Origin of the sequence: Neisseria subflava (assembly GCF_005221305.1) — a bacterium.
GTDB classification, from domain to species: domain Bacteria; phylum Pseudomonadota; class Gammaproteobacteria; order Burkholderiales; family Neisseriaceae; genus Neisseria; species Neisseria subflava.
Window position 1 is genome coordinate 923,391 of record NZ_CP039887.1, and the last position, 16,567, is coordinate 939,957.

General features: G+C 47.2%; 18 protein-coding genes. 5 read left to right on the forward strand and 13 right to left on the reverse strand.

Features of this window, described 5'->3' with window-relative positions:
• Positions 1–228 precede the first annotated feature (228 nt).
• From ubiT to ubiU, 3 genes are read right to left on the reverse strand one after another with little or no spacing between them, the layout of a single operon-like run.
• Positions 229–669, reverse strand: coding sequence for a ubiquinone anaerobic biosynthesis accessory factor UbiT (gene ubiT, locus FAH66_RS04450; RefSeq protein WP_049352304.1), 441 nt, complete (start codon positions 667–669; stop codon positions 229–231).
• Positions 656–1,573, reverse strand: a complete 918-nt coding sequence (locus tag FAH66_RS04455; protein WP_137040821.1) for a U32 family peptidase — start codon at positions 1,571–1,573, stop codon at positions 656–658. Before FAH66_RS04455 ends, ubiT begins: the two co-directional genes overlap by 14 nt.
• Before the next feature lie 13 nt (positions 1,574–1,586).
• On the reverse strand, positions 1,587–2,594 hold the full coding sequence (gene ubiU / locus FAH66_RS04460; RefSeq protein ID WP_070631052.1) for a ubiquinone anaerobic biosynthesis protein UbiU: 1,008 nt from the start codon (positions 2,592–2,594) through the stop codon (positions 1,587–1,589).
• Between the two features lie 455 nt (positions 2,595–3,049).
• Here ubiU and FAH66_RS04465 point away from each other — a divergent pair, with 455 nt between their 5' ends.
• Entirely contained in the window at positions 3,050–3,703 is a 654-nt protein-coding gene (locus FAH66_RS04465) for a DUF1287 domain-containing protein (RefSeq protein WP_137040822.1), read from the forward strand.
• 522 nt (positions 3,704–4,225) lie between these two features.
• Positions 4,226–4,534: a phosphatase PAP2 family protein gene (locus FAH66_RS11025; RefSeq protein ID WP_244285056.1), complete on the forward strand. Its 309-nt coding sequence runs from the start codon at positions 4,226–4,228 to the stop codon at positions 4,532–4,534.
• 120 nt (positions 4,535–4,654) lie between these two features.
• Here FAH66_RS11025 and FAH66_RS04475 read toward each other — a convergent pair whose 3' ends face one another.
• The 5 genes from FAH66_RS04475 to lon form a co-directional block, all read right to left on the reverse strand.
• The gene (locus FAH66_RS04475) at positions 4,655–4,783 is read right to left on the reverse strand and encodes a FeoB-associated Cys-rich membrane protein (protein WP_082156001.1); all 129 of its coding nucleotides are present in this window, start codon (positions 4,781–4,783) and stop codon (positions 4,655–4,657) included.
• On the reverse strand, positions 4,780–6,648 hold the full coding sequence (gene feoB / locus FAH66_RS04480; protein WP_137041607.1) for a ferrous iron transporter B: 1,869 nt from the start codon (positions 6,646–6,648) through the stop codon (positions 4,780–4,782). The genes FAH66_RS04475 and feoB overlap by 4 nt, the downstream gene beginning before the upstream one ends.
• 27 nt (positions 6,649–6,675) lie before the next feature.
• Complete coding sequence (locus FAH66_RS04485) at positions 6,676–6,945, reverse strand: FeoA family protein (RefSeq protein WP_049349822.1); 270 nt, start codon at positions 6,943–6,945, stop codon at positions 6,676–6,678.
• A 351-nt stretch (positions 6,946–7,296) separates the two neighbouring features.
• Positions 7,297–7,566 (reverse strand): HU family DNA-binding protein, encoded by a 270-nt coding sequence (locus FAH66_RS04490; RefSeq protein WP_003683413.1) that lies wholly within the window; start codon positions 7,564–7,566, stop codon positions 7,297–7,299.
• 185 nt (positions 7,567–7,751) lie between these two features.
• The gene (gene lon, locus FAH66_RS04495) at positions 7,752–10,211 is read right to left on the reverse strand and encodes an endopeptidase La (protein WP_137040823.1); all 2,460 of its coding nucleotides are present in this window, start codon (positions 10,209–10,211) and stop codon (positions 7,752–7,754) included.
• Positions 10,212–10,427: 216 nt separating this feature from the next.
• On the opposite strand from lon, the gene FAH66_RS04500 reads away from it, so the two are divergent.
• From FAH66_RS04500 to lipA, 3 genes are all read left to right on the forward strand, one after another.
• The gene (locus FAH66_RS04500; RefSeq protein WP_003679150.1) at positions 10,428–10,703 is read left to right on the forward strand and encodes an HP0495 family protein; all 276 of its coding nucleotides are present in this window, start codon (positions 10,428–10,430) and stop codon (positions 10,701–10,703) included.
• Positions 10,703–11,305 carry a lipoyl(octanoyl) transferase LipB gene (gene lipB / locus FAH66_RS04505; protein ID WP_137040824.1) on the forward strand — a complete coding sequence of 201 codons (603 nt, stop codon included), beginning with the start codon at positions 10,703–10,705 and terminating at the stop codon, positions 11,303–11,305. The genes FAH66_RS04500 and lipB overlap by 1 nt, the downstream gene beginning before the upstream one ends.
• 129 nt (positions 11,306–11,434) lie before the next feature.
• Positions 11,435–12,418 (forward strand): lipoyl synthase, encoded by a 984-nt coding sequence (gene lipA / locus FAH66_RS04510; protein ID WP_003683323.1) that lies wholly within the window; start codon positions 11,435–11,437, stop codon positions 12,416–12,418.
• Positions 12,419–12,621: 203 nt separating this feature from the next.
• On the opposite strand, the gene hemB is transcribed toward lipA, so the two are convergent.
• The 5 genes from hemB to ybaK form a co-directional block, all read right to left on the reverse strand.
• The gene (gene hemB, locus FAH66_RS04515; RefSeq protein ID WP_003683488.1) at positions 12,622–13,623 is read right to left on the reverse strand and encodes a porphobilinogen synthase; all 1,002 of its coding nucleotides are present in this window, start codon (positions 13,621–13,623) and stop codon (positions 12,622–12,624) included.
• A gap of 32 nt (positions 13,624–13,655) precedes the next feature.
• Entirely contained in the window at positions 13,656–14,366 is a 711-nt protein-coding gene (locus FAH66_RS04520; RefSeq protein ID WP_137040825.1) for a DUF6973 domain-containing protein, read from the reverse strand.
• A 160-nt stretch (positions 14,367–14,526) separates the two neighbouring features.
• Positions 14,527–15,399 carry a DMT family transporter gene (locus FAH66_RS04525; RefSeq protein WP_003683395.1) on the reverse strand — a complete coding sequence of 291 codons (873 nt, stop codon included), beginning with the start codon at positions 15,397–15,399 and terminating at the stop codon, positions 14,527–14,529.
• Between the two features lie 3 nt (positions 15,400–15,402).
• Complete coding sequence (locus tag FAH66_RS04530; RefSeq protein ID WP_137040826.1) at positions 15,403–15,990, reverse strand: DnaJ domain-containing protein; 588 nt, start codon at positions 15,988–15,990, stop codon at positions 15,403–15,405.
• Between the two features lie 15 nt (positions 15,991–16,005).
• Positions 16,006–16,491: a Cys-tRNA(Pro) deacylase gene (ybaK, locus tag FAH66_RS04535; protein WP_137040827.1), complete on the reverse strand. Its 486-nt coding sequence runs from the start codon at positions 16,489–16,491 to the stop codon at positions 16,006–16,008.
• Positions 16,492–16,567 lie beyond the last annotated feature (76 nt).

Here is a 16,567-nt window from a genome sequence, read left to right on the forward strand (position 1 = left end):
TCTGAAAACCGGAATTTGGTTTTCAGACGGCCTTTTTGTTGTGGATTGAGACTTTTGCAAAATACCTTTTACCCGGTGGCCAAAATCCAAACACAAATTCCCAAATCCCTAAATACCTTGGTAGAAATTTAGGGATTTGGGAATTTTGTAAAAGGTATTGAATATTTTATTTTTAAATCATAAACTTAATGGATGAATGCTTTGCTTTATTCTTGCACGAACCGGCATTCAGTCGGACATCTGCCGCTTCAAAAACCAATCTCCGAACGGCCAGTCCACGCTGTCGAGCAGGTTTTTGGTAATCAGCCCAAGCTCGGTATCGCCTTCGATTTGCAGTTTGCGATTGAAAAACAAAGTATCCGGGTCTTCCTCGCGCATCATCATGCGCATAAAGTCGATGCCGTTGGCGGCAAGGCGCAAATCGGGCGTACCCAAAAAATCCGCATCGATGAATTTTTCGGCATTGGCGGTGAAACGCACCTTGATGCCTGCGTCCAATACGTCAATTTCGAAGGTTCGACCGTCAAACAGGCTCATATCGGCGGGCAGCAATCCGCGTTTGAGCATGGTGTTGAGGGTAAAAACCAAAGCGAAGCGCGGTGGCCTGCCCGGTAATTTTCCGCCGATTTTTCCCGCCCATGCGGGCAATACAATTTCAGGCAACGCCATAATATTCCTCCTTCACGGCTTCGATACCCGGCTGACCGTGCCAATAGCCGTCCACCAGCGTGCCGGTGGTCAGTCTTTCCAATTCGGGCAGCGCATCCGCCAGTGCGGTTTTGCCGTCCAATACATCGCGGTGGATACGGACGATTTCCGCCATGCCGTGCATTTGCGGCGACAGGCGCAGCATGTTCACACCGATTTGTCGCAAATCCTCATGGTGCGGCAGCAGGTTTTGGCAGCCGTAAGACATGGTTTGGATGCCGTTGATGGTTAAAAACGGCTTGCCCTCGCGGGTGTTCATGTCCATACCTTGCTCGTAATCCAAGCAGCGGAATTCACAGCCGTCTTTGTTCAGGTTGTAATGCCGCGCGGTAAAGCAGCGTGAAGAGTACGCCAAAGGCATTTTGCCCCAAGCAAACAATTCCGTTTCGATGTCGTCTGAAGCCTTGATGATTTCGGCAACTTTGTCACGGCTCAACTCGGACGGCGCAATCCAGCGGTATGCGCCAAGTTTCTGAAACAATGCCAGCGTACTTTCATTGTAAATGTTCAGGCTGGCGCCGGCGACAAACGGAATACCGTGTTCGCGCGCCAATTTGACCGCGCCCATATCGTTGGCTTCGACTTTGAATTTGTCCTGCCCCGTGATTTTACGCAGGCGCTTCAAATCGGATTCACTTTCCAGCAGCACCTGCGACGACAAGATAATCTCTTTGCCGCTTTCCGCCAAATCTTCCGCCAAGCTGACCCAGTCGGCAAAACGCATTTTCTGGCGGCGCGAACACACCACTTCTCCCAGATAAATGGTGTCCACTGGCGCATCCAGCATAGCGGCGTAAAATTCCAGCAGGGCTTCCTTCTGCCAGAAAAACAAAACCGGCCCCAACGATAATTTCATCGGATTCATTTTTCCTCCTCCCTTATTTCCACGGACGGCTGTATGCGCCCAAGGTCGTCTGATGCCCTTCCGAAACCTTGCTCAGCGCGTTGTTCCACACCGGATTGACTTTGAAATGAGCCGGATCGGCAGCGGCCGCGTCCAAAGCCTGCCGCAGCGATTTGGTAACCTGCGCCGTGTACATCGGGCTGCGCTGGCGGCCTTCGATTTTAATGGCGGATACACCGATTTTGATGAGTTCGGGCAACATTTCCAAAACATTCAGGCTGGTCGGCTCTTCCAGCGCGTAATAGGTTTCGTCATTGACTTCAAAACGGCCTTTGCACAGTGTCGGATAGCCTGCCGGTTCGTTCGGTTTGTACTGGTCAATTAACACCTGGTTCAACCGCACGTTCATGCGGTCGGGCAGCTGCTCCCAACGCACCGCCTTCGCCGGTGAACACACGCCCTGCATATTCGGTGATTCGCCCGTCGCATAGCTCGATAAAATGCAGCGCCCTTCTACCATCACACACAAACTGCCGAAACCGAACACTTCGATTTCCACATCCGTATTGTCAATCACATGCTTGACCTGATCGACCGTTAAAACGCGCGGCAACACGGCACGGCGGACGCCGAACAGTTCCTTCATCATATTGATGGCTTCGTAATTGGTCGCCGAACCCTGCACCGACATGTGCAGCCTCAAATTAGGATGACGCTCGGCGGCATAAGCCATAATCGCAGGGTCGGCAACGATTATCGCGTCCGCCCCCAGTTGCACCGCCGTATCGACAGCCCGATGCCACCGCTCGATTTGCCCCGCCTGGGCAAAAGTATTGATTGCCATCAACACATTGCGGCCGCGCGCATGGGCGTAAGCTACCCCTTCCTGCGCCGATTTCATATCGAAATTCAGTCCCGGAAAATTGCGCGCATTCGTCGCATCTTTCAGCCCCATATAAACTGTGTCAGCGCCATTGTCCACTGCCGTCTTCAAAGCAGGCAGATTACCGGCAGGACAAACCAACTCAGGGATTTTCGGCATTTTGCGTTCCTCGACTCTTGTAGTTTGTTATTCGAAAATCAATATCTAATATGATTTCGGGTATTTTAGAGATTTGGACACAAGACATTATGATTTAAATCAACTGTGAAATCAGGTTTGGATAGCGTATGTTTTAGTTAACATAATTTAACCATATAAAATATCAAGTTAATCAGCGGGTTATCTTTTCTAGCTTGATAATATGAGAATAGTTATTATCTATTAAATTTATAGATTTTTACAATAAAAGGTCGTCTGAAACCTGTTTCAGACGACCTTTTATCATGTACCAATTTAAAATCTATATTTACGAAAAACGTTTTAGTAATACCCAAATAACACTCATCTATTATTTACCCATACATACTTGCTAAAGACCATTTTTCCATTATGCATTGCCAACCCACCCAAAAATTTGATAATAATGCAAACAACATCTAAGCCGTGTATATATCATGAAACACAAAACAGCCTTTAAGCCCATAGTTATCAGTATTGTGCTTTCTATCCTTCTGATTACAACAGCTGTATTTTTTGCCCGTCATCACAACTCTATCCCAAGTATTAATACCGATTTCCTACAACAGGAGATTACCGAACCCGAAGAACCATCTCCGCAAATTGTCCAATCTGCACGAAATCAAATTGGTAAAACCCTTTGTTACGACCCAGCTTACACGAAGCTCACTTATCCGATGGGCGATGTACCGATGGAAAAAGGCGTTTGCACAGACGTGGTCATCCGTGCATTGCGTGAGCAAAATATAGATTTGCAAGAGCTTGTTCATCAAGACATGAGCCGTAACTTTTCTGTCTATCCGAAACGCTGGGGTTTGAAACAACCCGATACCAATATCGACCACCGCCGCGTCCCTAACCTAATGACTTATTTCACGCGTCAAGGCTGGGCCGTTCAAGACACAAACTATCAAGCCGGAGATATCGTAACTTGGGAGTTAAAAGGCAACCGTCCCCATATCGGCATTGTCTCCGATCGAAAAATCGGCGACAGGCCACTGATTATCCATAATATCGGTTTGGGAACCCGTGAAGACGATGTCCTCTACCGCTACACCATTACCGGACATTTCAGACTTCCCGTTCAATAAATCATGAGACTACTGAAAGATTCACTTCAATATCATACCTAATCTGTAATTTTGCGCTTTTTTTACAATCCACCTTTCGAGGCCGTCTGAAACCATAGATGGAATAACCATCCGACAAAATATTAGAGACAGTGCGACATATTCCATATCACTGATATATATGATAGTGTGATGAACTTTTACGATTTTAATTATATTGGAATCATGGATGGAGAAAATCGGTAAGTGGATAAGCTATCGAAACTAAAGATTAAATATACAATTTTTATATCAATATTTTTTATCGTTTTTTAAAAGGGAGCTGAGTTTTATACATATACAGTCGATAATGTGCCTTCATATTTTATAGACTGGGAAAGGAATATTCCTTTCTTGCCCATATTTATGTTGCCTTATATGACGTCACCGTTTTTCTTCTTGGTCACTATATTTTTGGAAAAGAACGAAAGCAGTCTGAAATTACTGATAAAAAGAGCAGCCTTTTTAATCGGAGTTTCTACTGCTCTATTTGTAATATTTCCTATGAAATTTTATTTTCCCAAGCCTGAAGTCGATAACCAAATTTTAAAATCCTTCTTTTATATTTTGGGAAAATTGGACAGTAGTTTTAATCAATGCCCGTCATTACATGTGAGTTTCGCTTTTCTTTCGGCTGAGGTTTATTGTAGAGAATTCAAATCCAAATTCTTAAAATCATTTTTTGGTATATGGGGGTTTTTACTCGCCATTTCGGTCTTATTTGTCTATCAACACCATTTAATCGATTTCGTAGGGGGAACATTGATATTTTTAATCACTTGCATCATTTTCCCAAGAAAAAAGACAGTTTAAGCGTTTTGTCACAGAATCTTAGAAAACCCTACAACAACGATTGAACCATAGTTCAAACATACAAAAAGGCCGTCTGAAACCATTTCAGACGGCCTTTTACTTTTACCTAACCCTCTTTATTTAACCGCAACCGCCGCATTTGCCGCAGCCGCTGCTGCAGTCGCGTTTTTTCGGTTTGAACACGAATTTTCGCAAGAGGAAGAATACGCAGGTGAGCATAATTAAGCCGACGATAATATATTGAGTCATGACGATAGTATCCTTGAAGAAATTTGGTAAACCACGAATGCGGCAAAATAAGCCATCAGGAACAAATAGCCTGTAATCATAAGCATATTTTTCGTGGATTTGGTTTCGCGTTTAATTACGGCCAAAGTCGCAGCACACATCGGAGCATACACATACCAAGCCAAGAAAGCAAAGGCAGTCGGCAAGCCCCAGTTGTTGTGTACGATAGGAATCAGTGCGTTTTGTACCGCATCTTCAGACGACGCGCTGACGGCGTAAACGGTACCCAAAGCGGCGACAACTACTTCACGCGCGGCAATACCCGGAATCATGGCGATACACATTTCCCAAGTAAAGCCCAAAGGTGCAAACAACGGCTGAATAGCATGACCAAGCGTACCTGCCAAGCTGTAATCGATGGCTGCACCGGTTGCGCCTTCAGGCGGTTGCGGCCAGCTTACCAAGCCCCACAAAACTACGGCAAGGGCGAAGATAATCGTACCGGCGCGTTTGAGGAAGGCTTTTACCCTGTCCCACAGGCTGGTCATGATGTGTTTGAAGTTGGGCGTGCGGAAAGTCGGCAGTTCCATTAAGAGCGGGAATTGCTGCACGTTGCCTTTCATACGCGCCAAGCGTTTCATGATATACGCTGCCAAGGCGGCTGACAGGATGCCTGCGAGATAGAGGATGAACAGTGTCAGCCCTTGCAGGTTGAAAATTCCGCCTACTGTTCGGTCAGGAATGACGGCGGCGATAATCAGCGCGTAAACGGGCAGCCGCGCGGAGCAGGTCAGCAGCGGGGCGACGGCGATAGTAACGAGGCGTTCGCGCGGGTCATTAATCGTACGCGCCGACATCACGGCGGGAACGGCACAGGCGAAACTCGACAGAAGCGGGATAAACGAGCGTCCCGACAGGCCGCTTTTTGCCATCACGTTATCCAGCAGGAACGCCGCGCGCGGCAGGTAGCCTGAGTCTTCCAAAAGCAGGATGAAGGCGAACAAAATCGTAATCTGCGGCACGAACACCAACACGCTGCCCATACCGGCAATGACGCCGTTGACGAGCAAGTCGCTGAGGATGCCCGGCTCCATGTTGGCGCCTATCCATTCGCCCAGCGCGGTAAAGCCGCCTTCGATGGCGTCCATAATCGGCGCCGCCCATGTGTAAACCGCTTGGAACACCATAAACAGGATCACCAGCAGCATAATCATGCCCCAGACGGGGTGCAGCACGATGTCGTCGAGTTTTTTGTGCCATGCGGGCAGCGTCATCTGGGTGCGTACCACTTGTGCCAAAATCGATTCGACTTCTTGATAAAGTTTGTCGCTATCCAGCGCATCGAGCGTGCGTTCGGCAGAGGCGGGGTTTGCGGGGAAAGAGCGTTTGCGCGGCAGCTTCGCCACGGCTTCGCGTACAGCCTGTACGCCCGACGCGCTCACTGCAACTGTTTCCAAAACAGGTGCATCCAACAACTCGCTCAGTTTGGCCGCGTCGATATTCAAGCCCCTTTTGCGGGCCACGTCGCTCAAATTCAGCGACACCACCATAGGCAGTCCCAGCGTTTTCAGTTCCAAAATCATGCGCAGGGTCATACGCAGGTTGGTCGCGTCGGCAACGGCAATAATGGCATCGGGCGGAATGCCCATCTTGCCTACCATTACATCTTTCGCCACCGCTTCGTCGGGGCTGGTCGTGCGTAGGCTGTATGTACCCGGCAGGTCGATAATGCGGACGGCCTCGTCGTCGAGGAAGGCGCCCTCGCGCTTATCGACAGTTACGCCCGGATAATTGGCAACCTTGGCATGTGCGCCGGTCAAACCGTTGAACAAAACGGTTTTGCCGCAGTTTGGCGCGCCAATCAAGGCAAAATAGCTTAGTTCCATCATTTTTCCTTATTCTTTCAGACGGCCTTAAACGGCCTCAACGATACGACACATAATCTTCCCGGCCTCTTCCAAACGCAGGGAAAATTGGGATTGATTGCCCAAGCGTACTGCAAACGGTCCTCTTCCAAAACCGCCCACGGCAATCACTTGCAACGGCATTCCGCTGGAAAAACCCAAATCCGAAAGACGACGGGTTACCAAGGTATCCAAATCACCAAAAACAGGGTTGGGAGCAATGGAATCAATATGTACGACTGCGCCTTTTTTAAGGCTTGATAAAGGAATGGTAGACATAAGCCTCTCTTTTCATTTGTTTTAAAATCAGATTATTGAAAAAATGTGAGAAGTATGACGAGTGCGTGGCACATTTGAATTGAAAGATTGGTTATGAATGGCTATTTGCCCCTTCTTTCGATAAGTGCGGTTTGTTTTGAATACTGTGTTTCCGTTAATGATAAGGTATATCAATATAAAAATCAAATGTAACAAGATAAACTAAAAAGGCTGAAATCCTTTTATCATTAGGATTTCAGCCTTTTTATGCACTCAACAAACTAAAGGCCGTCTGAAAGGTTTCAGACGGCCTTCAAAATAAAAAACCGAATCAAATCGGTTTTTTATTCCCATTCAGGGAAAGACTCTAAATTACAGAGCGTCTTTCAATGCTTTACCGGCACGGAATTTAGGAGTTTTAGCAGCAGCAATAGTCAAAGGCTCGCCAGTTTTAGGGTTGCGGCCTTGACGTTCGGCGCGTTCGCCGACGTAGAAAGTACCGAAACCGACCAGAGTAACAGTGTCGCCGTTTTTCAACGCGTTGGTTACGGCATTAGTAGTAGCATCCAAAGCTTTTTGCGCAGCAGATTTGGAAATGCCGGCTTCTTGAGCAATTGCTTCGATCAATTCAGACTTGTTCACAATTAGTCCCTTCCTATCGTAAAAAATGATGAAATGCCCGAATACTCGGGGCTTAAGCACTTTTAAAGCACATACGCACTTTATAGCAATTCTGAAATTATCATGTCAAGTAAAAGATGTGGAATTGCCCTATTTTTGTGGCATTCAGGGCAAAACCACATTTTTTGCAACATCAGACGGCCAACTTAATGCTTGGTTGCTTTTGTTCTTGACTTCGCCTTAGAAGTTTGCGGGGTCTCGGCAACCGCCAATTCAGCCGCCCATTGCTCAGGCTGAGTTTCCAAGCCCAAAGCCAACACTTCATCAATCCATTTGACCGGATGAATGGTCAGACCGGTTTTGACATTTTCAGGGATTTCTTCCAAATCTTTGACGTTGTCTTTTGGAATCAATACATGCTTGATCCCGCCGCGCAAAGCAGCCAGCAGTTTTTCTTTCAAACCGCCGATAGGCAAAACTTCGCCACGCAAAGTGATTTCGCCGGTCATCGCCACGTCTGCACGCACCGGAATTTTGGTGAAGGCAGAAACCATCGCCAAAGTCATGGCGATACCTGCGCTCGGACCGTCTTTCGGCGTCGCACCTTCAGGCACATGGACGTGAATGTCTTTTTTCTCGTAAAAATCAGGAGCCAAACCCACTGACTCAGCACGGGAACGGACAACCGACCATGCGGCCGATACCGATTCTTTCATGACATCGCCCAGTTGGCCGGTACATTGAATCGTACCTTTGCCCGGCAAAGCAACCGCCTCAACAGTCAACAACTCACCACCGACTTCGGTCCAAGCCAAACCGGTTACCTGGCCGATACGGTTTTCGCTTTCAGCCACACCATAGTCGAAACGGCGCACGCCCAGATAGTCATGCAGATTTTTCTCAGTAACTTTAATCGCTTTAGGCTTGGCCTTGCTTACTGTTTTGGATTTGGACGCTTTTTTCTTGTCCTCATTCAAAGTAACCTGCATTACCACTTTGCGGCAGATTTTGGCAATTTCGCGATCCAACGAGCGGACACCGGCCTCGCGGGTGTAGTAACGGATAATATCGCGCACCGCACTTTTATCAACCACCAACTCACCCTCTTTTACACCATTGCGCTTCATTTGTTTCGGCACAAGGTATTGCATGGCGATATTGATTTTTTCGTCTTCCGTATAACCGGACAGACGGATAATTTCCATACGGTCAAGCAGCGGAGTCGGGATATTCAAGCTGTTTGAAGTGGCAATAAACATCACATCGCTCAAATCATAATCGACTTCGGCATAGTGGTCGGCAAACTTGTTGTTTTGCTCAGGATCCAGCACTTCAAGCAATGCACTGGCCGGATCACCACGGAAATCGCTGCCCATCTTGTCGATTTCATCGAGCAAGAACAATGGATTTTTCACACCGACTTTCGCCATGTTTTGCAGGATTTTGCCCGGCATAGAGCCGATATAGGTACGGCGGTGGCCGCGGATTTCGCTTTCATCACGCACGCCGCCCAACGCCATACGCACATATTGGCGGCCTGTGGCTTTGGCAATCGACTCACCCAAGGAAGTTTTGCCCACCCCTGGAGGACCAACCAGGCACAAAATCGGGCCTTTGAGCTTGTCCATACGTTTTTGAACAGCCAAATATTCCAAAATACGTTCTTTGACTTTTTCCAATCCATAGTGGTCGGCATTCAAAATCAAATCAGCCTTGGCAATATCTTTGCTGACTCGGGATTTTTTCTTCCACGGCAACTCAAGCAAAGTATCGATATAGTTGCGCACGACGGTCGATTCCGCAGACATCGGCGGCATCATTTTCAGTTTTTTCAATTCAGACAGACATTTTTCTTCAGCCTCTTTGCTCATGCCTGCTTCTTTGATTTTGTTTTCCAGCGCATCCAGCTCGCCACGCTCGTCCTCTTCGCCCAACTCTTTCTGAATCGCTTTCACTTGCTCATTTAAGTAATACTCGCGTTGGGATTTTTCCATTTGACGTTTCACGCGGCCACGGATGCGTTTCTCAACCTGCATGATGTCGAGTTCGGCTTCCAACTGCGCCAGCAAAAATTCCAAACGGTCAACAATGCCGGCAGTCTCCAATACATATTGACGCTGCTCCAATTTCAGCTGCAAATGCGCGGCAATGGTATCTGCAAGACGGCTGTTGTCATCGATACTGCTGATGGTACTGATGACTTCGGCAGGGATTTTTTTGTTCAACTTCGCATATTGCTCAAATTGAGTCAGCAGAGTACGGCGCAAGGCCTCAATTTCAGGATTGTCCTTGTCGCTATTCTCATCAATCGCCTCAACATGAGACAAAAACAATCCGCCTGTTTCATCAACCGTCAACGCACGCGCACGACGAATGCCTTCTACCAATACTTTAACCGTACCGTCAGGCAGCTTCAAAACCTGCAAAACTTGGGCGACTGTACCGGTTTGGTGCAAGTCTTCAGCTTTAGGATCTTCTGTATTAGGGTCAAGCTGGGCCAACAGGAAAACCGGATCATCATTGGCCATTGCCGCCTCAAGGGCCGCAATCGATTTAGGACGACCGACGAACAGCGGCAATACCATATGCGGATACACCACAACATCGCGTAAAGGCAAGGTAGCCAGCGCACTGTATTCCTCGAAATATTTGTCTTTTGTCGGCATAGTTAGAAATCTCAATCATTGTTAAATCAGAATGTAGCTCAAAATTGGGCTGAAGCGCTGCATTTCAAGACTTGAAAACAGCTTATCCGCACCTATTTTCGAAAACATCATTTTTAATAGCCCGATATGGACGTTTACGATAAAATATATCGGATTTCGGGCCGTCTGAAAACTTCTCAGACGGCCCGAGCAAACCAAACAAGGTAGTAAAAAACCATGACAGACTCAACTGAAAAAAAATCACTGATTGAATTCCCCTGCACTTTCCCCTTGAAAGTTATGGGCGCAGTTCATCCCGAATTTGAATCCGCCATCTTGGAAACCGTGCGCAAACACGCTCCCGATACCGAGCCGCACCACATTACTACACGCCCAAGCAGCAAAGGCAACTATACCGGCGCAACCGTCAAAGTAAATGTCGACAACCAAGAGCAGCTCGACAATATCTACCGCGACCTGACTTCACACGAATTGGTAAAAGTGGTGCTGTAATGAAAATCGTGCACAAAGGCTTGGTCGATTACCTGCCGACTTTCGAAGCCATGAAGGCATTTAATGCCTCGCGTGACGAAAATACCGAAGACGAATTATGGGTGGTCGAACATCCGCCCGTATTTACCCAAGGCTTGGCCGGAAAACCCGAACACCTCCTCATCCGCGACGATATTCCCGTTGTCCAAATTGACAGAGGCGGTCAAATTACCTATCACGGCCCCGGCCAACTGGTCGTCTATACGATGATCAATTTCAAACGCCGTAAAACCAGTGTCCGCCACATCGTTTCCGCACTTGAAAACAGCATCATCGCCACCTTGGCAGAATATGGCATCGAAGCAGCCGCCGATCCCAAACGCCCCGGCGTTTATGTCGGAGAGCGTAAAATCGCTTCCCTTGGCCTGCGTATCAAAGACGGATCCATTTACCACGGTTTGGCGCTTAATGTGAACATGGATTTAAGTCCGTTTACCCATATCAACCCCTGCGGTTATGCCGGTATGGAAATGACCCAAATTGCCGACTATGTCTCTCCGGCACCTAGTTTGGTAGAAGTTTCAGACAAACTGACCAAGCATTTACAAAAAGAGCTGGCATAAGGTCGTCTGAAAATATTCAGCCCCAATGCCACCTTTTAACTGCCCCTCTGAACCCACAAGCCCTTAGGCCATAAAGGCCGCAATCAGCTTTTCAGACGGCCTTTATAACGACAGAAAGAACACATCACCATGAGTGAAGAAGTAAAAAACGACCCCAAACGCGGCATCAAACTAAAAGGCGCGGACAAAACTGCACGCATTCCGATTAAAGTTGTTCCATTGGAACAAAAATTGAAAAAGCCCGAATGGATCCGCGCCAAATTACCGGGCAAGAAATTCTTTGAAATCAAAAACATTCTTCGCGAACAAAAAATGCATACCGTGTGCGAAGAAGCATCTTGTCCAAATATCAGCGAATGCTTTACCAAGGGTACGGCCACATTCATGATCATGGGCGATATTTGTACCCGCCGTTGCCCGTTCTGCGACGTTGGCCATGGCCGCCCCAACATGTTGGATCCTGACGAGCCTAAACACTTGGCCGAATCCGTCAAATCCATGAACCTGCGCTATGTCGTGATTACTTCCGTCGACCGTGACGACCTGCGTGACGGCGGCGCCCAACACTTCGCCGACTGCATTAAAGCCATCCGCGAAACCAGCCCAAATACCAAAATTGAAATCCTTGTTCCCGATTTCCGCGGCCGTCTGGACATCGCACTGGAAATTTTGGCAGAAACACCACCCGACGTGATGAACCACAACTTGGAAACCCATCCAAGCCTGTATAAAAAAGCCCGTCCGGGTGCCAACTACCAACATTCCCTCGAGCTTCTGCGCCGCTACAAAGAAATGATGCCTCATATCCCGACCAAATCCGGCATCATGGTCGGCTTGGGCGAAACAGACGAGGACGTACGCGAAATCATGCGCGATATGCGTGCCAACAATATCGAGATGATTACCATCGGCCAATATCTGCAACCTTCAGACGGCCACTTGCCCGTCTTGCGCTATGTAACGCCTGACCAATTCAAAGTTTTTGAAAAAGAAGCATACGAATTAGGCTTTACCAATGCCGCCATCGGCGCAATGGTTCGCTCCAGCTACCACGCAGACGAGCAAGCAGCCGAAGCTTTGCGTGAAACCCACGGCGGTTGCAGCCATCACTAAGGTTTAAATTATATAAGGCCGTCTGAAAAAACAGTTCCCTGATTTTTCAGACGGCCTTTATTTGGTCAAAATGACTATACAAGATTTTTTAGATTTAAAAAAATAAACCTTAGTCGGGCTCTATTGAGTCAATTTTAAGTAATACAAAAAAGCGGCAAAACAGGATAAACACTGTTTGCCGCTTTTTAATTTATTTCTTTATTTTACTTCTTCAACAATTTTGCCGCTTCAATCGCATAGTAAGTCAAAATACCATCGGCGCCGGCGCGTTTGAATGCCAACAGGCTTTCCAAAATGGTTTTTTCGCCATCAAGCCAACCGTTTTGAATGGCAGCCTGAAGCATGGCATATTCGCCGGAAACTTGGTAAGCATAAGTCGGTACGCCGAACTCATCTTTAACTCGGCGGACGACATCCAGATACGGCAGACCTGGTTTTACCATTACCATATCTGCACCCTCTTGAATATCCAATGCGACTTCGTGTAAGGCTTCGTTAGTGTTTGCAGGATCCATTTGGTAGGTTTTCTTGTCTGCCTTACCCAAATTGCCGGAGCTGCCGACAGCGTCGCGGAATGGGCCGTAGAATGCTGAAGCATATTTTGCCGAATATGCCATGATGCGTGTATGGATATGTCCGGCATCTTCCAAAGCTTCGCGAATGGCAAGAATACGCCCGTCCATCATATCTGATGGGGCAATGACTTGTGCGCCCGCATCAGCATGACACAAAGCCTGTTTTACTAAAACTTCAATGGTTTCATCGTTGAGGACATAGCCATTTTCATCGGTTAAACCGTCTTGGCCGTGAATGGTATAGGGATCCAAGGCAACGTCGGTCATGATACCCAGCTCTGGGAATTTCTCGCGCAGTGTTCGTACCACTGTCGGCACTAAGCCTTCAGGGTTATAAGCCTCCTCCGCAAATTCGGTTTTGTTTTGCGTTACCACGGGAAACAAAGCCAGCATAGGAATGCCGAGCTTCAGTGCTTCTTCAGCGGTAAACAACAATTTGTCCAAACTTTGGCGTTTGACGCCAGGCATGGATGGTACTGCCTCTTCCTGATTCTGACCTTCCAATACAAAAACCGGATAGATCAAATCATCTGCCGTCAAAGTATGCTCGCGCATCAGGCGACGTGAAAAATCGTCTTTACGCATACGGCGCATACGGGTGTTTGAGACATAACGCGGAGGGAAATTCATAATAATTGCCTTTAAATGATGAAATCTTAAAATCAGTCTTCGACTTGACGCATGGCCTTAACCGAACGCTTGATTTCGCTGAGCGTATTGGTTTTATAACCGCTACGTTCCTGTTCGGTCATGCCGTTTTGATCCAATTTGGCGATGTTTTTCAATGCCTCGGCATACTGGCCGTCTGAAAGTTTTTCCTGTTTGATGTGCCAACGGTTGTTCACTTCGGAAGCCGTCCACAAGCCTACTTTGTTGTAGTAGAACAAAATGCTTGCCGCTAGCGTTTTCATATCGCGGTCGGGCTTGGCACTGCCGATACTGCGGCCGATACGGTTGTTGCGTTGATCGACCGCTTGGTCGGCAAGGTAGCGGCTGAAGTAGTCGTCTTTACCTTCACGCAACTCCATATCCGTCAGACGCGCATTACCTGCTTTTTCTGCAATAATACTGTCGAATTTGGAAGCAATCGCCGCCTGCCACAATGCTTGGCGTACGGCATTGACTTGTGTCCCCCTGCTGTCGCCGTTTGCTTTATCGTCCAGACCTGAACGCTCGGCAAAACGTGCTGCATTGCTGGTCATATTGATTAAACCTTCGTCTTCCATGCCGATAACTTGGGCGGCTACGGGATGGTTCAGCGCGAATTGAGCCATTTTGCTACGGCGGCTTTGATCTTCCTGATAAGATTGACAACCGGACAATACCAGCATGCCGAGAACGGCGCATTGAATGTGTTTTTTAATATGTTTCATGATGTAACTATCGATATTATTGTGTGAGTTCAACTTCTTTGTTTAACATAGAAACGCCCGTAAGCGTAAAATAATTTCCATACGGCCAAATCGGCGCATGAATGGCTATTTTATAATAAAAATAAGGCCGTCTGAAAATTTTCAGACGGCATAAGTATTTTTAGCCTACCAAGCTGCGAATCTGCGGCCAATAAAACAGGCAGGCTATCGAGCAAATAGCAACGCTGATACCGGCTGCATTAATGCTGCTGATTTTTTCCTTAAATATTGCTGCACCAATCAGCGTACCCAAAACAATCACGCCAATATTCATACCGGCAAATACCAAGGTCGGATTATCTTTCATGATTTGGTGTGCAGAAATGTAGGTAACAATATTCAAAAAGTTCAGGCAACCCAAAATCATACCGCCCACTATGCCCTCTTTGGTCCATTTGCTTCCTTTGGCAAACAGGTAGCCAAACATCAAGATACCGGCCAAACAAAACGCCACCAGCAAATTACCGGCAAACGCGGTACCGCTTTTCGCCACTTGTTTGAACAAAATATCAATGACACCATAGCCGCACCAAACGCCTAAAAGCAGCATCACTTGCGTGCTAAAGCCGCCGGATTTCTTGCCGCCATCGCTTTTCCAAAGTAAGAAAAACAGTGCCGTAAATGCCAATACCAAACCAATCAGACGGCCTTCGGTCAGTTGCTCATGAAACAACGTAAACGAAGCAACAATGGGTAAAAACAGCGATAGGCGTTGCGCTGCATCCGACTTGACGATACCTGCTGCATCTACGGATTTGCCCATAATGACAAACACGCTTGGCAGCAAAATGCCCAAGGCCGCAAAAAGCCACCAAGTCGGCAAAAATACCTGCGGATTGCTCAAATCAGGCTTTAACACCAGCATGGTCAAAGTGATGGCAACGATATAGTTCACCGCCACCGCCTGCTCGATATTGATTTTTTGCTTGCGCGCCACTTTCAACAATACGGAAACCAACACGCTGCAAACGATACTTGCCAATAAATATGCCATGCTTTAAAACCATCCTTGAGTGGAGACGGGCTTATCTTCATTCAGTTTAATCAGTCCGATGACTACACGGTAAATAAACCAAATGGCAGTTACCAACAGAATCAACCAACCAATTAAGATCAGTGTAGTAAAAGTTCCCAAAACCGTACCCACCAAAGACACCCAAAATGTCTTAATCAAATAATCGATATGGCTGGCGTAAATACTACCTTGAGCCTCATCGCGTTTAACATACGCCATAATCACACCGACAACAGGGGTAAACAAAATTAATAAGCCCACAGCGTATGTAACATAAGCAATAAAAACATAGTTTTTCACGTCAGAGTTGGGCGTATTGACCACATTTGTCGCCATATTAGTGAAGTTGTCGGTATTGTTTTCCTGACGCTCGTACTGCATAGCCGCATCATAAGCCAGACGTTTTTCCGGATGAGACAATACTTCAAACGCCTGTCCGATGGCTTTAAACCGCTCCGCATCTTTCTGAATATCCGGATTAGCCACCAATTTGCCGTAAGCCTCGCGAATAACGTTGATATTAGCATCCTGAGAGACACCCAAGATTTCGTATAAATTTAATTGTTCCATCTGTATTCCTATCCTTTATGAATTGACTGCAACATGAACATTTTGCGGATTGAGCGTCCGCAGGTTTTCAGGCTTCATGCCCACAATAAACCCACGTTTGCCGCCATTGATAAAAATCTCGTCTAAAGTCCAAATACTTTCTTCCACATAAACCGGCAACGCGGTTTTCATACCGAATGGCGACGTACCGCCGACCAAATATCCTGTCCATTTCGCCGCCTGATCCGCCGTTGCCGGCTCGATGTGTTTCAAGCCCAGTTCACGCGCCAGATTGCGGGTGGAAATATGTTTGTCGCCGTGCATTAAAACAACCAAGCCTTTTTTATGCTCATCCTGCAAGACAATCGTTTTGATGACTTGATGCTCGGGCTTGCCCGCACATTCGGCAAAACGCGCCGTACCGCCGTGTTCTTCATACGCGTAAACATAAGGGACAAAATCGATTTTATTACTGCGTAAAAAGCGTACTGCCTGTGTAACCGGATATTCTGCTTTACTCATGGGTTGTTTTCCGCCATCCTTTTCAGACGGCCCCTCTTAAATGTGGAACGTAAACAGTCGCAATGTTACCATACCT

Bases quoted from the DNA above. Each gene is read 5' to 3' on its own strand.
- FAH66_RS04465 (WP_137040822.1), top strand. From the start codon at position 3,050: ATGAAACACAAAACAGCCTTTAAGCCCATAGTTATCAGTATTGTGCTT.
- FAH66_RS04525 (WP_003683395.1), bottom strand. From the start codon at position 15,399: ATGGCATATTTATTGGCAAGTATCGTTTGCAGCGTGTTGGTTTCCGTA.
- FAH66_RS11025 (WP_244285056.1), top strand. From the start codon at position 4,226: ATGAAATTTTATTTTCCCAAGCCTGAAGTCGATAACCAAATTTTAAAA.
- lipB (WP_137040824.1), top strand. From the start codon at position 10,703: ATGAAAATCGTGCACAAAGGCTTGGTCGATTACCTGCCGACTTTCGAA.
- ybaK (WP_137040827.1), bottom strand. From the start codon at position 16,491: ATGAGTAAAGCAGAATATCCGGTTACACAGGCAGTACGCTTTTTACGC.
- hemB (WP_003683488.1), bottom strand. From the start codon at position 13,623: ATGAATTTCCCTCCGCGTTATGTCTCAAACACCCGTATGCGCCGTATG.
- ubiU (WP_070631052.1), bottom strand. From the start codon at position 2,594: ATGCCGAAAATCCCTGAGTTGGTTTGTCCTGCCGGTAATCTGCCTGCT.
- feoB (WP_137041607.1), bottom strand. From the start codon at position 6,648: ATGGAACTAAGCTATTTTGCCTTGATTGGCGCGCCAAACTGCGGCAAA.
- FAH66_RS04500 (WP_003679150.1), top strand. From the start codon at position 10,428: ATGACAGACTCAACTGAAAAAAAATCACTGATTGAATTCCCCTGCACT.
- lipA (WP_003683323.1), top strand. From the start codon at position 11,435: ATGAGTGAAGAAGTAAAAAACGACCCCAAACGCGGCATCAAACTAAAA.
- ubiT (WP_049352304.1), bottom strand. From the start codon at position 669: ATGGCGTTGCCTGAAATTGTATTGCCCGCATGGGCGGGAAAAATCGGC.
- FAH66_RS04475 (WP_082156001.1), bottom strand. From the start codon at position 4,783: ATGACTCAATATATTATCGTCGGCTTAATTATGCTCACCTGCGTATTC.
- FAH66_RS04530 (WP_137040826.1), bottom strand. From the start codon at position 15,990: ATGGAACAATTAAATTTATACGAAATCTTGGGTGTCTCTCAGGATGCT.
- FAH66_RS04520 (WP_137040825.1), bottom strand. From the start codon at position 14,366: ATGAAACATATTAAAAAACACATTCAATGCGCCGTTCTCGGCATGCTG.
- FAH66_RS04485 (WP_049349822.1), bottom strand. From the start codon at position 6,945: ATGTCTACCATTCCTTTATCAAGCCTTAAAAAAGGCGCAGTCGTACAT.
- FAH66_RS04455 (WP_137040821.1), bottom strand. From the start codon at position 1,573: ATGAATCCGATGAAATTATCGTTGGGGCCGGTTTTGTTTTTCTGGCAG.
- lon (WP_137040823.1), bottom strand. From the start codon at position 10,211: ATGCCGACAAAAGACAAATATTTCGAGGAATACAGTGCGCTGGCTACC.